The organism is Streptococcus nakanonensis, assembly GCF_059738785.1.
Window position 1 is genome coordinate 1,293,041 of the sequence record NZ_AP027139.1, and the last position, 16,822, is coordinate 1,309,862.

A 16,822-nucleotide genomic window follows, 5' to 3' on the forward strand; every position below is an offset into this window, starting at 1 on the left:
ACATAGTATAGCATATCTTTTCCAAATATCCTCTTCAAATCATGAATTGTTCTCCAAACATCCTAAACTGTAAAATCAATTAGTCTCGTTCCTTTTACCATTTTCTTCTCCAAAATATGCTATAATAATACCAAAAGATAAAGAAGGAAGACCTATGATTAAACTACTAGCCTTGGATATGGACGGAACCCTCCTCAATGAAGCCAAGGAAATCCCACAAGCTCACATTACTGCTATTCACCAAGCTATTGAAAAAGGTGTCAAACTGGTTCTCTGTACAGGTCGCCCGCTTTTCGGTGTTCTCCCCTACTATCAAAAACTGGGGCTCGACCTCCAGAATGAGTATGTCATTGTTAACAACGGTTGTTCAACTCACCAGACAAGTGACTGGGGGCTAGTTGATTGGAAAGAACTCAGTCCAGCAGACATCGAGTACCTCTATGACCTAGCTGAAAAAAGTGAGGTTCAGTTGACTCTTTTTGATGAGGAGCATTATTTTGTCCTCGGTGGTAAGCCTAATCAAGTCATCCAAAATGATGCTAAGCTAGTCTTTTCAGACCTGACTGAAATTTCCCTCGAAGAAGCTACCAGTGGTAAGTACCGTATGTTCCAAGGTATGTTTTTGGGTACAAAAGAGCAAACAGATGATTTTGAAGAGCGTTTTGCTGAGGAGCTTTGCCAACGATTTAGTGGAGTTCGTTCGCAGCCTGTCATTTATGAAGCCATGCCACTTGGAACGACAAAGGCTACCGCTCTTTCTCGACTAGCAGATATTTTGAAGATTGATTCCTCAGAAATCATGGCTATGGGCGATGCTAATAATGATATCGAAATGCTCCGGTTTGCAGGGCTTGGTGTTGCAATGGGAAATGCTAGCGATTATGTCAAATCTCTTGCGGATGCCGTTACAGCCAGCAACGAAGAAGACGGCGTTGCGCGTGCGATTGAGAAATATATTTTATAATTAAGAAGCCCAGTTCATATCAACTGGGTTTTGATATTTAAGAATTCCTAAAACTTTAGAAACTCTTTAGAAATGCTTGAGCTTTCTTTGATTTCTATGCTTTATACTAAAATTATCAAAATAAATCAAAAGGAGAGAATCATGAAAACAGTACTTGATATTCATGGATTGTCCAAAAACTTTGACAAACAAGCTATCCTTCAGGATCTTCATCTAACGATAAGAGAGGGAGATATTTATGGACTTATTGGGAAGAACGGAGCTGGGAAAACCACCTTAATCAAAATCATTACGCAACTACTGTTTGCGGATAAAGGGACTGTTTCCCTCTTCTCTAGCCAAACGGAAAATGAGTGGAGCAAGGCTCTATCTCGAGTAGGTTCAGTGATCGAATCACCTGTGGCCCATAATCACTTAACAGCCTACCAAAATCTGAAATATTACTGTATGATTCGCCATATTCCAAATGCTGATCAAGTCATTCGAGAAACGCTGGACTATGTAGGTTTGCCAGATACAGGTAAGAAAGTCTTTCGTGATTTCTCTCTTGGAATGAAACAAAGACTTGGTATCGCCATTGCCCTTCTATCTAAACCAGACTTCCTGATTTTAGATGAACCTATCAACGGTCTCGATCCAATCGGTATCAAAGAATTTCGACTCATGATTCAACGGCTCAATCAAGAAAAAGGGATCACCATTCTCATCTCTAGCCATATCTTGTCAGAACTTTATCTCCTAGCAAATCGCTTTGGTATTTTAGATCAAGGCAAGATTATCCGTGAAATCAGCAAAGCTGAATTTGAAACACTAAGTGAGGATTACATTGTTCTTAAGACAGCTGATCAAGAGAGAGCTTGTCAAGTATTGAAAGAACAAATCCAACTCCAGTTCAAGGTTGTCAATCCTGAAAACGAAATTCATATCTTTGGTCAGGAACAAGATGTCAAACAGATTCTTAAGGAATTAACCTTGGCAGATGTTGCCATTGACGAGATTTACTATGCCCGTCAAAACCTAGAAGAATATTTCACTCAATTGGTTCAATAGGAGAAAAATCATGATACATACCATTCAAGCAGACTTTTACCGTCTTTTCCGTTCCAAAGGATTCTGGATTACAGAGTTCATTCTCTTTTTACTCATGTTAATGGGGGCTATTTTTGGGGCTACGGGTCAACTAATGGCAATCCAGACAGAAGAACCAGATATACCAATCCAAGGTTGGAATGGTATACAAGCCCTGATCAACGCATCTAGTCAAGGTTCAAACCTCGTTTTTCTCTGCATCGTCCTAGCCTGCCTCGTGCTTGGAGTTGATTTAATCGGCAAACTCTATAAAAATAATTTAACAGTGGGTGTTTCTCGTACCGAGTTTTTCCTTGCCAAAGCCTTTGTATTGGCTTGCATTGGACTTTCTCAACTCATCATCGGTCTTGTGATTGCTTTTATTCCAGCAACGATCTTAAATGGATTTGGAACCATGCCTGATGGCTTTATTGGCAATCTACTGGTAACCATTTTCCTTCAATTCCTTTGCCTCCTTGCTTGGCTTTCCATTGTTTCCTTTATTCTCTATGTGAGTCATTCTTATCTTGCAGTATTTATTGGTTATTTTGTCAGCTCTATCTTACTTTCTATGCCAATGCTCTTTTTTCCAAATATCAAATTTTTACCATATTTTTCCTTGCAATTTTCCTATGCTATGACTGCTAATAGTGAGTCAATTTTCTACACACTTATAGTTAGCTTAGCTGTTATTGTAATCTTTAATCTAAGTGGACTGATAGTTTTCAAAAAGAAAAGTCTATAAAAAAAGACCTCCTCTGGCCTACAGAGGAGGTTTCTTTCGTTAAAAGTAAATGAAAACCGACAACCACTGCCCATCTGTGCTTAGTTTCATCTCTGCACCGAGAAGATGGCATAATTCCTCAGTGATATAAAGGCCTAAACCAGAGGATTCTTCAGTATCTGATAGATTTTCAGAATAAAAACGGTTGCTGAGATTTTCTATTTTTTTGATGGGCTGTTTGACAAGGTTTGCAATCTCTAAGACAAGCTGTTCCTTTTCCTTTCTCAAAGATAGACGCGCTTCTTCCTTACCATGCTTGAGGACATTTCCGAGCAAATTTTGTAAAATTCGATCCAGCAAGTCTTCATCAGTCCTTATTTTCAGACCAGCTTCAACCTTAAAATCAAGCGTGATATTTGCCGCCTGAAAAACATCATAATAAGCCAGAGTTTTTTTGGTGATAAAAGCTGAAAAATCCACTTCTTGCAGTTTCGGTTTGACAGCTCCTTCCATCAACCGACGGTATTCTAGGAGTGCCTCTAAACGTTTGGAAACTAAATCAAGATGCTGGGCGATTTTTTGTAAGGTTTCTGCTTGGTTTTCAGGAGATTTTATCAATTGTTGGGTGTAGCCTGAAGCGATAGTCAGAGGCGTCCGAATATCATGGGCGATATTGCTGATGGCCATATCCAGAGTCTGCTTTTCCCTTTTCATAACCAATCGAGATTGTTCCACTTCCTGAAATAGATTCTCAATCTGCTGGTAGAGATGTAAAAAATGTTTGGAAAAAATGCTGATCCCGACTCTTTTCATACTACTTGTGAGAATCTTATCCTCAATCTGTTGACTCAAGTTTTTAAGTGCTAGATGGTAACGAATCAATGTAATCGATAAAATGATTAGGGGTACCAATAGGATAAAGATTATCATGTAGGTCATTGCTTGTCTCCTTTTAATCTTACCCCAACTCCCCAGATGGTTTCAATATATTCTTGATTTGGGTCAAGCTGGTTTAATTTTTTACGAAGATTACTCAAATGCGTATTGAGGGTATTATCTCCAGGTAGGTAGCTATCCTCCCAGACCAATTCATAAAGTTCTTCTTTTGTAAAAATTTTCTTAGGATGTTTGAGGAGAGTTTGAAGAATCAAGCATTCTTTCTTGGCAAGGCGAATCGTTTCCTGGCTATTTTTGATTTCAAAACTTTCTGCATCAAACTGGATATTTTTCAAGTTTTGTGGCAGATTTTCAGTTTTTCCTATTTCCATAGGCTGTTTTTCTACGCTTTGACGTAATTGAACAGTGACTCTGGCAAAGACTTCGTCCAAATCAAAAGGTTTCACTATGTAATCATTGGCACCATCTAAGAGATATTGACTGATTAGCTTCTTATCGCTCAAAGCCGTTAGCATAATGACTGGAGTTTGACTTTGTTCCCTGATGGCTTTTAAAACCTGATCCCCATTTTTCCCAGGAAGCATGATATCTAGCAAAACAAGGTCAATCCCACCTTGGTCAAAACGCATGATTCCTTCTGTACCAGAAAAGGCTTGAATCACCTCATGCTCCTCAGTAAGAAGTGTTCGTAAAATCTCTTGAATGTCACTATTATCTTCAATAACCAATATCCTAGCCATAAATACCAACCTTTCTGAAACTATTATAGCATGTTTTATGGATAAAGCTTAAACAGAAAAGCTCCTCGCATCAAAGCGCGAGAAAGCCTTAGAGGATTAAAATATAAAATCCACTTGCTAGATGACCTAGTATCCTTATAGTTGCTAATAAGAAGTTAGTCTAGCAGAATGAATCTCTCATTTCTCCCCTACTAGTCCGTAATACGTTGATACATTTCTGGTCTTCTATCTCGAAACAAGCCCCAGTTTAGGCGTTCGCTTGCTCCCTTATCAAGGTCATAAGTTGCTAACAGAACAGCTTCTCCTTGTCTTTCAGCTCGCTCTAGAATAGCTCCTGTTTCATCCGTCATAAAGGATGAACCGTAGAAGTCAAGACTGGAACTCTGTCCGCCATTTTCCTCACTTGGAGTGACTTCCTCTAATCCATAACGATTGGCTGTAATAACTGGGACAATATTTGCTGCTGCGTGCCCTTGCATGGTACGTTGCCAATGACCACAACTATCTGTATCCAAAATCGGCTCTGAACCGATGGCTGTTGGATAAAAGAGCAAATCAGCCCCATTCAATGCAAGACAGCGCGCTGTTTCGGGGAACCATTGATCCCAACAGATACCGATCCCAATCTTGGCATACCGAGTATCCCAGACCTTGAAACCAGTGTTACCAGGCGTGAAATAAAACTTTTCTTGATAATAATGATCATCTGGTATGTGGGTCTTTCGATAAACACCCAGCACTTCCCCATCTGCATCAATAACGGCAATAGAGTTATACAAGACATTGCCATCTTTTTCATAGAAACTAATCGGTAAAACAACTTGTAGTTCCTTGGCAAGCAATTTAAAATGCTGAATAGCTGTATTTTCTGTCACCGACTGAGCATGCTGGTAGTAGTCATACTGACGTTCCTGACAAAAATAAGGACGTTCAAACAACTCTGGCAAGAGAATAATTTGTGCACCTTGTTCTGCAGCCTGACGTACTAAACGCTCCGCTGTTTGAATATTTGTTGCCACATCCTTGGCACATTGCATCTGAATGGCTGCAACTCTTACATTTCTCATCTTTTTCTCCTATTCTGGGATTTGTTGGGTGATACAGTGGATATTGCCACCACCTAAAAGAATATCTCTGGCTGGTATTCCGACAACTTTACGGTCTGGGAAACACTTACTGAGGATATCTAAGGCCACTTGGTCATTGACATCCTCGAACTGTGGAACCAAGACTGCCTTGTTGGCGATATAAAAGTTTACGTAGGAAGCTGCTAGTCGTTCACCTGCGTATCGCTCTTCTTCTCCTTCTTCATAGATGTAGCCTGGCAGATCCTCTTCGGTTACAACTTGATGAAGAGCTGGAATTGGAAGTTTATGAATGGTAAACTTCCGTCCTTTTGCATCTGTCTCTTGCTCTAAGAGTTCGAGATCTGCTTTTGACATGGCATATTGAGGATCACTTTCGTCGTCCGTCCAAGACAAGACAAGTTCTGCAGGACCAACAAAGGCAGCAACATTGTCAACGTGTTCATTGGTTTCATCCTGATAAATACCATAAGGAAGCCAGATAACTTTTTCAGCACCAAGGCTCTCTAATAAGGTACTCTCGATTTCCTCTTTACTTAGATGAGGATTGCGTCCAGGGCTTAGAAGGCAACTTTCAGTCACAAGAATGGTTCCTTGACCATCGCTATGAATGGCTCCGCCTTCAAGGACGAAAGGCTTAGCATCGTAAACAGGCATTTCCAAGGCCTCAGCAAAACGACTGGCTACTTGGTCATCATCTTCATAATCTTGATAAAGACCATCATAGGTGCCACCCCAGGCATTAAAAGCCCAATCGACTGCCAACTTTTCTCTTTTATCATTGACAAGAATAGTTGGACCTGTATCACGCGCCCAGGCATCATTGGTAGGAATGTCTAAATAAACAGCGCTATCTCCAAGGTAGTCTTGGGCTTCAGCTAAGTAGTCTTGGTCCACCAAAAGATAGACTCTTTCTCCTTCTGCTATGGTTTTGATAATCTGACTAAATGCTCTTTTAGCAGCTTTTCCTTGAAAAGGCCATGAACCTGGTCGAGTCGGCCATATCATGAGGGTACCATGATGGGGTTCGTACTCTGCTGGCATGTGATAGCCTAATTTTTTTGGACTGTCCATCATGATAATCTCCCTTTAAAGTCTTGATAACCAAAAGATTTGACTAAGTTGCAGTCTCCCTGTTCGTCCATGAGATAGAGACTTGGCAATCCAATACCATTAAAGGTATTATTTTTGACAAAAGAATAAATAGCCATGTCTTCAAAATAAAGTCTATCACCGATTTGAACTGGATTTTCAAAGCTATAATCACCAATCACATCGCCTGTCAGACAGGTATTAGAAGAAAGTCTATAGGTATGGGCTTTTTCCTGTGCCTCAGAGCCATTTCTCAAAGGTGGACGATAGGGCATCTCAAGTACGTCAGGCATATGGCAGGTCGCGGAGGCGTCTAAAACCAAGATTTCCATACCGTTTTCGACAATATCTAATACCTCAGTTGCTAGATAACCTGCATTGAGCGCAATGGCTTCACCCGGCTCGATATAGATTTCAAGATTGTAAGTTTCTCGGATACGTTTGATTTCAGAAATCAGCAAATCCACATCGTAACCTTCTCTTGTGATGTGGTGTCCGCCCCCCATATTGAGCCACTTTACCTCATGTAAGTACGAACCAAATTGCGCTTCTACTGCTTTCAAAGTTGTTTGTAAATCATCTGCTCCCTGCTCGCAAAGGGTGTGAAAATGAAGACCGTCCACCAAATCTAGTAAATCACTAGGAATCTTGTCTAGAGTGACTCCAAAACGAGAGCCTGGTGCACAAGGGTCATAGAGCGCGTGATCACCCTGAGTTGAACACTGAGGATTGAGACGTAAACCTACACTGATACCAGCTTTCCGACAACGAGCCCCATGTTTACGCAACTGTCTCTCAGAGTTAAAAACGATATGGTCTGTTATCTCAAGCAATTCCTCCAAGTCTGCATCCTTGAAAGCTGGCGCAAAGACATGGACTTCCCCTTGAAATTCCTCTCTAGCTAGCTTAGCTTCATAGAGTCCACTAGCTGTCGTACCTGATAGATACTGGCTAATCAAGGGATAGGTTTTATAGAGGGAATAGGCCTTCTGGGCAAGCAAAACCTTGCAACCAGCTTCTTCTTGTACATATTGTAGAATGCGGCAGTTTGATTCTAACTTTGCCAAGTCAATGACGTAAGCTGGTGTTGGTACTTGTTCTAGCTTCATTAGTCCACCATTTGTGGATTTTCAACCACAACCCAAGGCAAACCGTACTCATTCAAAGCTTCCATAAATGGATCTGGATCCAATTCTTCAAGGTTATACACTCCAGCTTGTTTCCAAGTACCGTTCATAACCAATTTTGTCCCAATCATGGCTGGAACGCCTGTCGTGTAAGAAATAGCTTGTGAACCAACTTCTGTGTAACATTCCTGATGGTCGCAGACATTGTAGATGTAGATGGTCTTTTCAACGCCATCTTTTACACCTGTAAAGATACATCCAATATTGGTTTTTCCGACTGTACGTGGACCAAGGCTTGCAGGATCTGGAAGTAGCGCTTTTAAAAATTGGATTGGAACAATTTCTTGACCGTTAAAGTTAATGGTATCCGTACGAAGGAGCCCAACATTTTCAAGACATTTCATGTGCGTCAAGTATGATTGACCAAAAGTCATAAAGAAACGAATGCGTTTGACTCCAGGAATGTTTTTGGCCAATGATTCAATTTCTTCATGGTGAAGGAGATACATGTCTTTTTGTCCAACTTGAGGGAAATCGTACTCACGCTTGATAGACATAGCTTCGACTTCAACCCATTTTCCATCTTCCCAGTAAGAACCTGGCGCAGAAACCTCGCGTAGATTGATTTCTGGGTTGAAGTTGGTCGCAAATGGATAACCGTGGTCACCACCATTACAGTCTAAAATGTCGATATAGTGGATTTCATCAAAATAATGTTTGAGAGCATAGGCAGAAAAGACACTAGTCACACCTGGGTCAAATCCAGAACCAAGCAGAGCAGTCAAACCTGCTTCTTTGAATTTTTCCTGATAAGCCCATTGCCATGAGTAGTCAAAGTAGGCGGTAAAACCAAGTTCTTTGCAACGTTTTTCGTAGATAGCACGCCACTCAGGGTCTTCTGTGTCTTCTGCTTCATAGTTAGCCGTATCGATATAGTGAACACCTGTTTCCAAACAAGCATCCATAATGGTTAAATCTTGATATGGTAAAGCTACGTTCAAAACAGCTTCTGGTTTGTAGCTTTCAATCAGGGCAATCACTTCTTGAACCTTGTCAGCATCAAGAGCAGCTGTCTCAATCTTTGTACTTGTTTTGCCTTCCAATTTAGCTTTCAAGTCATCACATTTTGACTTGGTACGGCTAGCAATCATAATTTCTGTAAAGGTTTTGCTATCTTGACAAATCTTTGAAATAGCAACTTGGGCAACGCCCCCACATCCAATAACTAATAAACGACTCATTTTTTTCCTTCCTCTTCTTCTAAAATGTCCTCAACATACTTGGGTAACATAAAGGCTCCCACGTGTAAGTTTGCAGTGTAGTATTCTGTGAAAAGCTGGCGTTTTTTCCAGCCTTCCTTGTCAAAATCTTTAACAGGGTGGTATTTTTTCGATGCAAATCCAAACAACCAATAACCAGCAGGGCTGGTTGGGATATGGGCCTGATAGACCCGACTGATTGGAAAGGCTTGATTGACCTTGCGGTGCATGCTTCGACAAGCTGACTCATCCTCGTCAAAGAAGGGACTCCCATGCTGGTAAATCATGATGCCGTCTTCTTTCAAGGCTCTGTAACTGTTACCGTAAAATTCCTTGGTAAAGAGCCCTTCCGTATGTCCAAATGGATCTGTCGCATCGTTGATGATAATATCGTAGTCATCTTCGCAGTTTCGCAAAAAGCGTAGCCCATTTTGATAGTAAATGGTAACACGAGGGTCATCAAGTCCCGAAGCAAAGTCTGGGAAATACTCACGACAGACCTCAACCAACATCTCATCTGGTTCCACAATATCGATTTGCTCCAGTTCAGGATAGAGGGTTAATACTTGGGCAACACCACCGTCACCACCCCCAATAACCAAGACTTTCTTGGGATTTGGGTGGACAGCCATGGGAACATGAACGGTCATTTCATTGTAGACAAAATCATCCGCATCTGAGAACAAGACGTGCCCATTTAAAATTAGTATTTTCCCAAAAGCTGGTGTATCCAAGACTTCGATATCCTGCCATTCACTTTTACCAGCGTAGAGTTGCTTGGCTGTTCTCAGGGACAATTTCACATCTGGAGTATGAACTTCAGAAAACCATAAATCCATCTAGTTCTCCTTTCTCTTAATGACGTTGATGTGATTGACCTCTGGATCTTCCGTCCCTTGGAGGGAGCAACCACGTTCCTTGGCAAATTGGATATAGTCGACAATTTCTCGTGTAATGCGTTCTCCAGGAGCCAAGACAGGAATACCTGGAGGATAGCACATGACAAATTCCCCACAGACCTGTCCAACAGATTCGTCTAAAGACAAACTTTTTCTCTCTGAATAGAAGGCTTCCTGAGGAGAAAGGACCAACTCGGGCTGGATATATTCTCCAGCTATCAAGTCCTTCCCATCTCGTGAATAGAGTCTCTTGATATCAGCCAAAGCACCGACCAAGCGCTCGATGTCTTGGATACGGTCACCAATCGAAATATAGGCCAAGATATTGCCAATATCACCAAACTCAATCTGAATGTCGTATTCGTCTCGCAAGAGGTCGTAAACCTCGATACCTGTTAAGCCAATACCCTGAGTGTAAACTGACAACTTGGTCACGTCAAAATCGCAAACGGACACTCCGTCTATTAACTCTTTTGAGTAGGCATAGTAGCCACCTATGGCATTGATTTCACGACGAGCGTACTCGGATAGCTCGATGACCTTCTCAAAAGACTCTTTACCACGAAGGGCTAAATTCCTACGTGAAATATCCAAACTAGCCATCAACAAGTAAGAGGCGGATGTTGACTGGGTCAGATTGATAATCTGACGTACGTACTCGGGATTCATCTGCTCCCCGATTAAAAGAAGCGAACTTTGTGTCAAACTCCCACCAGACTTATGCATAGAAACTGCTGCCATATCAGCACCTGCATCCATAGCAGAAATTGGAAGTTTATCAGTGAAATGCAAATGCGCTCCGTGGGCTTCATCTACTAAAACCATCATGCCAGCTTCATGAGCCATTTCTGTCAAACCCTTTAGGTCTGAACAGATTCCGTAGTAAGTGGGATTGTTAATCAAAATGGCCTTGGCATCTGGATGGTCCTTTATGGCCTGGGCTACTCGGTCATTTTCAAGACCTAAAGCGATACCAATCTTAGGATCTACACTCATCTCGATATAGATGGGAATGGCACCACATAGAACCAGCGCATTGATGGCAGATTTATGGACATTTCGTGGCAGAATAATCTTATCTCCAGCCTTGCAGGTTGACAGAATCATAGTCTGCACCGATGAAGTTGTTCCACCAATCATGAGAAAGGCATGGTTAGCTCCAAAAGCATCCGCCGCTAGCTCCTCTGCATCCCGAATAATCGAAATAGGGTGACCAAGATTATCCAAGGGTTTCATCGAATTGACATCAATGCCAACACATTTTTCACCTAACAGTTCGACAAGTTCTGGATTTCCCCGTCCGCGCTTGTGACCTGGAACATCAAAGGGAACAATCCTTTTCTTGCGTAACTTCACCAAGGCCTCATAAATTGGGGCTTGGTTTTGATCTAACTCTTTCAAGACATACTCCTTTCCATATTTTTAGTACCTTATGAAAACTAAGGAACTAAAGGTTGACTCATGAAAAAAGAGCAGGATTTCACCTGCTCTGCAATCTTCTGACGTTTTTATGTTTGTTTCTGTTGAGTATGTCTGTTCCCGATGTTTCCTAACTCTCTAGTAGCAAATATTACGTACTTTATTGATCGTTTCACAAGATGACGTGTGCTTTCACCACACTAAAAATTTATGAATTAGGACAAGTGTCCTAACATCAACTTATAAAAGTAGGCTTTTAACCCTATCAATAATGTGGTTTTTCAACCACGCTTCGGCATTCAACCCTGCCTGTCCGTAGGCATTTTTTACTCGGGTTTATATTTGCTAGAAAACATCATCTCATTTTCTAAGCTCCATTACTATATCATGTTTTTAAGAACTTGTAAAGCCTTTTACGAAAAAAATATAAAAAAGTTCGCAAAATATTTGGATTTTATTTGATTTAATACTCATTATTCTCTTGTAAACGATTATAAAGTGAACAAAATGTTTATCGTATTTAATTTAAAAATTCTATACTCTTTACCTTCGGTGTTTGATCTATTAGAGAAGATGTCGACATTTTTATATCATTAAAATCGTGCAACTTTTTTCAGATACTTTTAAAAGATTGATTTCATTACCTCTTTCCTTTATACTGGATAAAAAGGAGATTAGTATGTCAGAAACAAATCACGAAATCGATTCAAATTTTGCAGGTCGTTTAAATATCCTGCGTGCTGGTGTTCTTGGTGCCAATGATGGAATTATTTCCATCGCTGGTGTGGTTATCGGGGTTGCCAGTGCTACCAGCAATATCTGGATTATTTTTTTATCAGGTTTTGCAGCTATCTTAGCTGGTGCCTTTTCAATGGCTGGTGGAGAATATGTATCCGTTTCAACTCAAAAAGATACCGAGGAAGCAGCCGTTGCGCGTGAGCAGCTCTTGCTAGACCAAGATATGGAACTAGCCAAAAAATCCCTCTATGCTGCCTATATTCAAAATGGCGAGTGTGAAACATCAGCCCAACTTCTCACCAACAAAGCCTTTTTAAATAATCCACTCAAGGCTTTGGTAGAGGAAAAATATGGGATTGAGTATGAAGAGTTTACCAATCCTTGGCATGCTGCCATCTCTAGCTTTATTTCTTTTTTCCTTGGTAGCTTACCACCAATGCTTTCAATTACCATTTTCCCAAGTGAATACCGCATCCCTGCTACTGTCCTGATTGTCGGTGTAGCCCTTCTTCTCACTGGTTACACTAGTGCCAGACTTGGAAAAGCCCCAACCAAAACGGCTATGATTCGGAACCTTGCTATTGGTCTCTTAACTATGGGAGTTACCTTTCTGCTAGGACAACTTTTCAGCATTTAATACTCTTTGAAAATCTCTTCAAACCACGTCAGCTTCGCCTTGCCGTATATATGTTACTGACTTCGTCAGTTCTATCTGCAACCTCAAAACGGTGTTTTGAGCTGACTTCGTCAGTTCTATCTGCAACCTCAAAACAGTGTTTTGAGCTGACTTCGTCAGTTCTATCTGCAACCTCAAAACAGTGTTTTGAGCTGACTTCGTCAGTTCTATCTGCAACCTCAAAGCAGTGCTTTGAGCTGACTTCGTCAGTTCTATCTACAACCTCAAAGCAGTGCTTTGAGCAACCTGCGGCTAGCTTCCTAGTTTGCTTTTTGATTTTCATTGAGTATAAAATACAAGAAATACCTCGATTTTGAAGTCGAGGTATCTTTTTTTACATTTGCACAATTTTGCGATAACTTCTTGAAGTAATCATGAAAATCAATACATAGGCGATAAGGAAGATAGCGCAGATAGACAAGGTCACAGTCAACATCATAGTCGTATCTATTACACCAATCACTTTTAAAATCAGACTAAGCATATGGTAGGCAAAGGCTAGATGTATGAAGGCAAAAAGCAAAGGAAGGAAGAAAACAGTTAAAACCTGTTTGTTGATGGTTTGCTTGATTTGCTTTTGATCTAAACCGACTTTCTGCAAGATAATAAAGCGTTCACGGTCTTCGTAGCCTTCAGAAATTTGTTTGTAGTAGATGACCAGAACAGTTCCGACCATAAAGATAATGGATAGGAAAATACCGATAAAGAAGACACCACCAAAGAGGGCACTCATCTGAGTACTAGCATCTGATAAATTACTACCATAAACATAGCTACCTTCCGTGTTTAATTGAGCATTAAATTGATCGAGGTATTTATCATACTCCTCAGCGACCTTGAGTTGTTCTTCTTCACTGGCATTTACATTCATACCACCGTAAAACTGATTATAGATAGCCGAATCTGGGAATTGATCCAAAAAGGCTTGTAAATCAGGTACAACAAGATAATTGTAATCAGCAGTCAAAATATTAAACTGATTTGGAACGTGGTTCACAATGAAATCTTTATTAAATTCTTCTTTGACAGAAAATTGATGATCATTCAGAATTAGAGTTTTCTGTTCTTTAACTCCCTCATTCTTGGCAAAGAGTCCGACCTCATTTCCTGATAGAGACAGTTTTTGACCAGTCATATTTTCATAATCTTTTTGGTCAAATACCATGAAAACTGTTGTGGGTTGGACACGATTTTGTCCTTTTTCAAAAAGGGTTAACTTATTTCCTTCTTGGTTCGCAACACCGAAGTAAGTGTAACGAAACACTTCTTTTTCTTTAATCTTATAACCTTTGTCACTTGCAAACTGGCTCAAGAGTTTGTCCAAATCTTCTTTTTCAACATTTTGCCCTGAAACTCCAAAATCATGAGGATTTAGAACTTTTTTAAAGGATTCTGCGGAATTGAAAATGCTTGTCGCTGCTGACATGGTTACTAAAACCATTGTTGACAAAATAGCGATGGTTGCTAGTCCAACTGCATTTTTCTTCATACGGAAAATCAAGTTGGAAACAGATATGAGGTTATTAGGTTGGTAATAGTATTTCTTGTTTTTCTTTAAGATTTGAAGGAAAACGGTAATACCTGCATTGAACAAGAGATAAGTACCAAAGATAACCAGCAAAACAGCTATGAAGAAGGTTGTTAAGGCTGTAAGAGGATCTTTTACTGTAAGGGCAAGATAATAGCCAATCCCTAAACTAATGGAACCAAGAATGGTTTGGAGAGGTAGGAAACGACCTTTTTTCTCTCCGCTTGCTTTCTCACGCGAGAGCTGGAGGGCATTCATACGGGCGATTCGAAGGGCATTCAGGAACATGAGGCCTAGGAAAATCAAACCAAAGACAACAAGTACTGTAATGACAACTTTCATCTGGAAGGTAGCGACCAGCTCAACCTTCAATTTCATCAGTTTGAGCAAGAAAGCGAAAATTAACTTGTCAAACAAGGCTCCAATACCGATACCCGCTCCAACAGTTAGAATCCCAAATAGCACTAACTCCTTAAAGGTCATACTGATTAGATGACGCTTCTCCAAACCCAGCATGCCATAAATTCCTAGTTCCTTGGAACGATTTTTCATAACAAAACTATTGGCATAGAGGACGATAATGGCTGACGCAAGGGTGACGACAAACATACCAAATCCTAGAGTAGCTTGAATGGTTGTCCCTCCACGGATTTCCGAAATCTTGGGATTGAAGGTTAGAGAGTAAAAGAGATAGGTGACGGTGACTGCCAAGAGAACAGCCAGAGCAAAGGGATAGTAGAGTTTGCGGTTTTTAATCAAGTTCGATACCGCTAACTTATTGGTTAATCGAAACATACTAATTCACCTCGCTTGCCATGACAGTCAAGGTATCAGAGATTTCTTGGAACATCTGACGCTCTGTCTTCTCTCCACGGTAGATTTGGTTGTAAAGAATGCCGTCCTTGATAAAGAGTACACGTTTAGCTCTGCTAGCTGCTGCTGTTGAGTGGGTTACCATAAGAATGGTTTGGCCGCGCTCATTGATTTCATCAAAGACATCAAGTAAGGCTGCAGATGACTTGGAATCAAGGGCTCCTGTTGGCTCATCCGCAAGGAGAATTTCAGGTTCTGTGATGATGGCGCGGGCTACTGCTACACGCTGTTTCTGACCACCAGAAATCTCGTAAGGGTACTTCTCTTGCAATTGGTTGATGCCTAGATTCTCAGCTGTCACCACCAATTTCTTCATCATTTCCGTAATGGGTCTTCTTGACAAGACAAGCGGAAGCAAGATATTGTCCTTAACAGACAGAGTATCTAGCAAGTTAAAGTCTTGGAAGACAAAGCCTAATTTTTCACGACGGAAGCTAGAAGCCTGTGAATTTTTAATGGTTGCGGTATCAGTTCCATTTAAGTAAACCTGTCCACGACTTGGTTTATCCAGCATAGCTAGGATATTGAGAAGAGTTGATTTACCAGAACCAGACTCACCCATGATGGCAACGTAGTCACCCTTTTCGACGGTAAAGTGAATATCCTTGAGGGCCTCTACTTGGTTGCCCTGAAAACGTGTTTTGTAAATTTTTTGAACGTGTTTTACATCTAAAAGTGTCATGAGAATCTCCTTTCTTAATATCCCATCAAATGAAATGTTGCTTGCATCATAGCGCATCCCAGTTGAACACGCTCGATATCTTTGTGGCTTGGTTTTCTTGTTTTCTTATGTAAGATTTGTTTCATGATGTTACTCCTTTGTTCTTTATGAGTCTAGTTTACATCAAAAAAAGACTGCTTGCCATAACCTAACCTTACAAAAGAGACTTTAATCTTACATTTTTGTAAGATTGGGGGAAATGTAGGCAAAATTACTTATAAAATGATTTGATTTTCTATTTTTAAAATTGTAAAATATAAGTGTGAAAAGGCTTACTTTGGAAAGGAGGAAGCGGGAACTAACATTTGAGTAAGCTTACCTAGATAACATACCATTAAATTGAACACTTGCAAGTTGTTCAACCTATAAGGAAAGAAGGTGCGCCTTAATGAAACACAAAGAACATATACTCATCGGACTTCTCTATCTCCTCTCTCCATTCATCGGTCAGCTCTTAGTTGAAAAGACACACTTTATCGGTACACAATCTACAGCTACTGCTTATGCTATTTGCTGGCTATCAGTTGTTATCAGTATCCATCATTTATCAAAAAATGTATTGTCTCAGCATGAAAAATCAGATTAGAAATCTAAGTTCAAAATAATATTTTTAGTTTACAGATGAGACTGGCGAAATATTATTAAAAGTAAAAAAGCTTTAAATCAAGCAGTTTAGACTATTGATTTAAAGCTTTTTGCTTATTCAAAATCTTTTGTTAAACCTCACCAAAACCAGCCTTCATTGTCGTCAATAGCTTGGGCTTCTTTGCGTTTGCGTGGACCTGTTCCATACATTTCTGCTTCGATTTCTTCCTTGGTTGGCATGATAGAAGCTAGGATGATATAGATAATCACGCCAAGTCCAAAGTTTGCGACTGTAAAAATAGCAAATAGAAAACGAACCAGGGTAACATCAAAGTTCCACTTGTCTGACAGACCTGCCAGAACTCCTGAAATCATGCGATTTCGTCTCATTTTATAAAATTTACTGTTCATGATATTTCCTCTTTCT

At 40.3% G+C, this 16,822-nt stretch carries 17 protein-coding genes; 5 read left to right on the forward strand and 12 right to left on the reverse strand.

The window, feature by feature from the left end; translation table 11 throughout:
• Positions 1–154 precede the first annotated feature (154 nt).
• From AC6I9F_RS06275 to AC6I9F_RS06285, 3 genes are all read left to right on the forward strand, one after another.
• Complete coding sequence (locus tag AC6I9F_RS06275) at positions 155–964, forward strand: Cof-type HAD-IIB family hydrolase (RefSeq protein WP_498021153.1); 810 nt, start codon at positions 155–157, stop codon at positions 962–964.
• A 141-nt stretch (positions 965–1,105) separates the two neighbouring features.
• Positions 1,106–2,014 carry an ABC transporter ATP-binding protein gene (locus AC6I9F_RS06280; RefSeq protein ID WP_498021155.1) on the forward strand — a complete coding sequence of 303 codons (909 nt, stop codon included), beginning with the start codon at positions 1,106–1,108 and terminating at the stop codon, positions 2,012–2,014.
• A 10-nt stretch (positions 2,015–2,024) separates the two neighbouring features.
• Positions 2,025–2,777 carry an ABC transporter permease gene (locus AC6I9F_RS06285; RefSeq protein WP_498021157.1) on the forward strand — a complete coding sequence of 251 codons (753 nt, stop codon included), beginning with the start codon at positions 2,025–2,027 and terminating at the stop codon, positions 2,775–2,777.
• A 39-nt stretch (positions 2,778–2,816) separates the two neighbouring features.
• Here the strand turns inward: AC6I9F_RS06285 and AC6I9F_RS06290 are convergent, their stop codons facing one another.
• The 8 genes from AC6I9F_RS06290 to AC6I9F_RS06325 form a co-directional block, all read right to left on the reverse strand.
• Entirely contained in the window at positions 2,817–3,695 is an 879-nt protein-coding gene (locus AC6I9F_RS06290) for a sensor histidine kinase (RefSeq protein ID WP_498021159.1), read from the reverse strand.
• Positions 3,692–4,393 (reverse strand): response regulator transcription factor, encoded by a 702-nt coding sequence (locus tag AC6I9F_RS06295; protein ID WP_261009885.1) that lies wholly within the window; start codon positions 4,391–4,393, stop codon positions 3,692–3,694. The genes AC6I9F_RS06290 and AC6I9F_RS06295 overlap by 4 nt, the downstream gene beginning before the upstream one ends.
• 191 nt (positions 4,394–4,584) lie before the next feature.
• Complete coding sequence (aguB, locus tag AC6I9F_RS06300) at positions 4,585–5,460, reverse strand: N-carbamoylputrescine amidase (RefSeq protein WP_498021162.1); 876 nt, start codon at positions 5,458–5,460, stop codon at positions 4,585–4,587.
• 9 nt (positions 5,461–5,469) lie between these two features.
• Complete coding sequence (aguA, locus tag AC6I9F_RS06305) at positions 5,470–6,555, reverse strand: agmatine deiminase (protein WP_173218224.1); 1,086 nt, start codon at positions 6,553–6,555, stop codon at positions 5,470–5,472.
• A complete protein-coding gene (gene nspC, locus AC6I9F_RS06310) occupies positions 6,552–7,679 on the reverse strand; it encodes a carboxynorspermidine decarboxylase (RefSeq protein WP_173218222.1) in 1,128 nt (375 codons plus the stop codon). Before nspC ends, aguA begins: the two co-directional genes overlap by 4 nt.
• Positions 7,679–8,938: a saccharopine dehydrogenase family protein gene (locus tag AC6I9F_RS06315; protein WP_173218220.1), complete on the reverse strand. Its 1,260-nt coding sequence runs from the start codon at positions 8,936–8,938 to the stop codon at positions 7,679–7,681. The genes nspC and AC6I9F_RS06315 overlap by 1 nt, the downstream gene beginning before the upstream one ends.
• Complete coding sequence (gene speE, locus AC6I9F_RS06320) at positions 8,935–9,795, reverse strand: polyamine aminopropyltransferase (protein WP_000366729.1); 861 nt, start codon at positions 9,793–9,795, stop codon at positions 8,935–8,937. Before speE ends, AC6I9F_RS06315 begins: the two co-directional genes overlap by 4 nt.
• Positions 9,796–11,256 carry an aminotransferase class I/II-fold pyridoxal phosphate-dependent enzyme gene (locus tag AC6I9F_RS06325; protein WP_173218218.1) on the reverse strand — a complete coding sequence of 487 codons (1,461 nt, stop codon included), beginning with the start codon at positions 11,254–11,256 and terminating at the stop codon, positions 9,796–9,798.
• 697 nt (positions 11,257–11,953) lie between these two features.
• Here AC6I9F_RS06325 and AC6I9F_RS06330 point away from each other — a divergent pair.
• Positions 11,954–12,649: a VIT1/CCC1 transporter family protein gene (locus tag AC6I9F_RS06330; protein WP_000005260.1), complete on the forward strand. Its 696-nt coding sequence runs from the start codon at positions 11,954–11,956 to the stop codon at positions 12,647–12,649.
• Between the two features lie 28 nt (positions 12,650–12,677).
• On the opposite strand, the gene AC6I9F_RS06335 is transcribed toward AC6I9F_RS06330, so the two are convergent.
• From AC6I9F_RS06335 to AC6I9F_RS06345, 3 genes are read right to left on the reverse strand one after another with little or no spacing between them, the layout of a single operon-like run.
• Positions 12,678–12,971: a hypothetical protein gene (locus AC6I9F_RS06335; protein WP_498021165.1), complete on the reverse strand. Its 294-nt coding sequence runs from the start codon at positions 12,969–12,971 to the stop codon at positions 12,678–12,680.
• 51 nt (positions 12,972–13,022) lie between these two features.
• Positions 13,023–15,011: an ABC transporter permease gene (locus AC6I9F_RS06340; RefSeq protein WP_498021167.1), complete on the reverse strand. Its 1,989-nt coding sequence runs from the start codon at positions 15,009–15,011 to the stop codon at positions 13,023–13,025.
• A 1-nt stretch (position 15,012) separates the two neighbouring features.
• Entirely contained in the window at positions 15,013–15,771 is a 759-nt protein-coding gene (locus AC6I9F_RS06345; RefSeq protein WP_000173358.1) for an ABC transporter ATP-binding protein, read from the reverse strand.
• A gap of 427 nt (positions 15,772–16,198) precedes the next feature.
• On the opposite strand from AC6I9F_RS06345, the gene AC6I9F_RS06350 reads away from it, so the two are divergent.
• On the forward strand, positions 16,199–16,396 hold the full coding sequence (locus AC6I9F_RS06350; protein ID WP_173217519.1) for a hypothetical protein: 198 nt from the start codon (positions 16,199–16,201) through the stop codon (positions 16,394–16,396).
• A gap of 137 nt (positions 16,397–16,533) precedes the next feature.
• Here AC6I9F_RS06350 and AC6I9F_RS06355 read toward each other — a convergent pair whose 3' ends face one another.
• Positions 16,534–16,806, reverse strand: coding sequence for a PspC domain-containing protein (locus AC6I9F_RS06355; RefSeq protein WP_001085044.1), 273 nt, complete (start codon positions 16,804–16,806; stop codon positions 16,534–16,536).
• Positions 16,807–16,822: the final 16 nt, after the last annotated feature.